Here is a 2348-nt window from a genome sequence, read left to right as displayed (position 1 = left end):
TGCCTGGTTTATCGGGTTTTGTCGCTGAGGCCAACGTCTTTGTCGGTGCCTTTGCCAATCCTGCGCCGCTCTACCGCTTCTGCACGGTGCTGGCCGTGCTCTCCATTGTGGTGACAGCGGTCTATGTTCTGCGGGCGGTCAATGGTTTGGTCAACGGGCCGATTTCCGACCATTACAAGACCCTGACCGATGCCTCTCTGATTGAAAAAATCCCGGTGACGATCCTGCTCTTCTGTCTCTTCGCCATGGGCATCCTGCCCGGCTGGATTGTCGAGCTGGTCAACGGCGCGGTGCATCCCATTTACAACAACCTGATGCGTTAATCCCATGAAACTCCTCTTGCCGGATATCCTCCTTGTCCTGCTGGCCGCCCTGATCATGGGCTATGATCTGTACCGAGGTAAAGTCAACCTGACCTCGACCGCGCCGTTTCATTTTGCTTGGCTGGGACTCTGCGCCATCTTCGTTGTCCTGCTGCGCCTGCCGTATGATCAGACGGTGCTGTATCCGGGCGGCTATTTAGTCAGCGGCACCGCGCTGCTGTTCAAGCAGGTCTTTGTGCTCTCCGCGCTCTTCACCGTGCTGCTCTCCGGGCCGTATTTCACGCCGGGCGACAACAAGCGGGGCACGCTCCGGCACCGCAGCGAGTTCCTGACCATCATTCTGCTTTGCACCTGCGGCATGTTCACTGTGGTTTCCGCCACCGACCTGCTGACCCTGTTCATCGGCATAGAGCTGTCCGCGATCCCGCTCTACATCCTCAGCGGTTTCTACAAGGAAGACGCGCTGTCGCTGGAAGCCTCAACCAAGTACATGATAATGGGCGCGGTCTCAACCGGCCTGATGCTTTTCGGCATGTCCTTCCTCTACGGCGCGGCAGGGTCGGTCAGCTTTGATGCTCTGGCGAAAGCCTGCGCCGCCAATCCCAGCGAACCGCTGCTCCGCTTGGGCGTGCTCTTTGTTCTGGCCGCCATCGGCTTCAAGCTGACCGTTTTCCCCTTCCATATGTGGGCACCGGATGTCTATGATGGCGCACCAACTCCGGTCACAGCCTTTATCTCTGTCTCTTCCAAGGCAGTGGCAATCGCCTTTCTCCTCGCCTTGCTCTACGGCCCCTTAGCTGCCCTGCATAACCAGCTCCAACCGGTCATTTTGATTCTCGCTGCCGCCACCATGACCGTGGGCAATCTCGGCGCACTCAAGCAGGAACGGCTGCGCCGCTTCATGGCCTACTCTTCCATCGCTCAGGCCGGATATATCATCATGGCTCTGAGCGGCACGGCAGGCATAGCCCGCTCTTCGATCATCTTCTATCTCTTCGTCTATGCTGCGGCCAACTACGCCATCTTCTTTATCCTTGCCGCAATTGGCCGCGACGGGGACGAGCAGCGCAGCGGTCTGCAAGGCTTGGGCAAAAACAACCCGGTGCTGGCTGCGGTGCTGATGCTCACCGCCTTCTCGCTGGCTGGAATTCCTCCTTTGGCGGGTTTCATGGGCAAGTTCTTCCTTTTCGCCGCTGCGGCTAAACAGGGATATTATGCGATGGTGGTTTTCGCCGCCCTTAATTCCACTATATCCCTGTATTACTACCTGCTGCTGGTGAAAGAAGCCTATATCATTGAGCCAGAGACTGCGCGGAAACCGCTGGAGCTGGACGGCGTGCAGTTCATCAGCCTTTTCCTGCTGACTGCGGCAATGTTGTTGGCAGGCATCCTGCCGTCAATCAGCGGCGATATCTTGGCGGTGGCCGGATGAAAACGAAAGCTCTCCTTCTCCTCAGCGCGGCGGCAGTGCTGCTGCGCAGTCCGGCTTCAGCGGCGGACAAGATCAGCTCTGCTATTCTTCAAAAAGGCTCAACAAGCTGGGATGGCGGCGCGTTCGCCTATCCGCAGGGACAGCCGGAGATGACTGTGCAGCGCATCACTGTCAAGACGGACGGTAAAGAGGTTGAGCTGCCGGTGCATTGCCATCCGGTGCCGATAGCTGGCTATGTGCTGAAGGGCAGCGTCAAGGTGGTCACTTCTTCAGCTGGCAAAAGCAGGCTGTTCAAGGCTGGAGAAGCTCTCATCGAGGTGTCGAACACATGGCACAAAGGCATATTTGCTGAAGACACCGAGCTGCTGGTCTTTTACGCCGGGAAAGAAGGCGTGCCGCTGTCAGTGAAGCAGGTCGAAAGCTCGTTTTTTGCCAGCAAGTGCCGATAAAGAGAAAGCAAGCCCGCCTTTCGTGTTCAAACAACCAATAAAGCCCCTTCCGGCACATGCTGGAAGGGGCTTTATTAGTTTCAACCCAAGTTGTGACCTCTGCTGTTCACGGAAAAGTTTCTTGCGGATGCCGGGCGGAAGGAG

Annotated in this window: 2 protein-coding genes and 1 pseudogene; all 3 read left to right on the top strand. The window is 57.2% G+C overall.

What is annotated here, in order from left to right; genetic code table 11:
* Positions 1–323: pseudogene (locus ACNKID_RS09445) on the top strand (NADH-quinone oxidoreductase subunit M); the annotation flags it as partial.
* A gap of 4 nt (positions 324–327) precedes the next feature.
* Complete coding sequence (locus tag ACNKID_RS09440) at positions 328–1755, top strand: NADH-quinone oxidoreductase subunit N (protein ID WP_417913179.1); 1428 nt, start codon at positions 328–330, stop codon at positions 1753–1755.
* Positions 1752–2204 carry a cupin domain-containing protein gene (locus tag ACNKID_RS09435; protein ID WP_417913178.1) on the top strand — a complete coding sequence of 151 codons (453 nt, stop codon included), beginning with the start codon at positions 1752–1754 and terminating at the stop codon, positions 2202–2204. Before ACNKID_RS09440 ends, ACNKID_RS09435 begins: the two co-directional genes overlap by 4 nt.
* The last annotated feature ends 144 nt before the right edge of the window (positions 2205–2348 follow it).

Source organism: Candidatus Electronema sp. TJ, from assembly GCF_048287355.1.
GTDB lineage: Bacteria > Desulfobacterota > Desulfobulbia > Desulfobulbales > Desulfobulbaceae > Electronema.
The sequence above is the reverse complement of the archived record's forward strand: the minus strand, read 5'-3'. Positions and strand labels throughout refer to the sequence as shown.

Coding starts and splice junctions, on each gene's coding strand:
- ACNKID_RS09435 (WP_417913178.1), top strand. CDS start 1,752: ATGAAAACGAAAGCTCTCCTTCTCCTCAGCGCGGCGGCAGTGCTGCTG.
- ACNKID_RS09440 (WP_417913179.1), top strand. CDS start 328: ATGAAACTCCTCTTGCCGGATATCCTCCTTGTCCTGCTGGCCGCCCTG.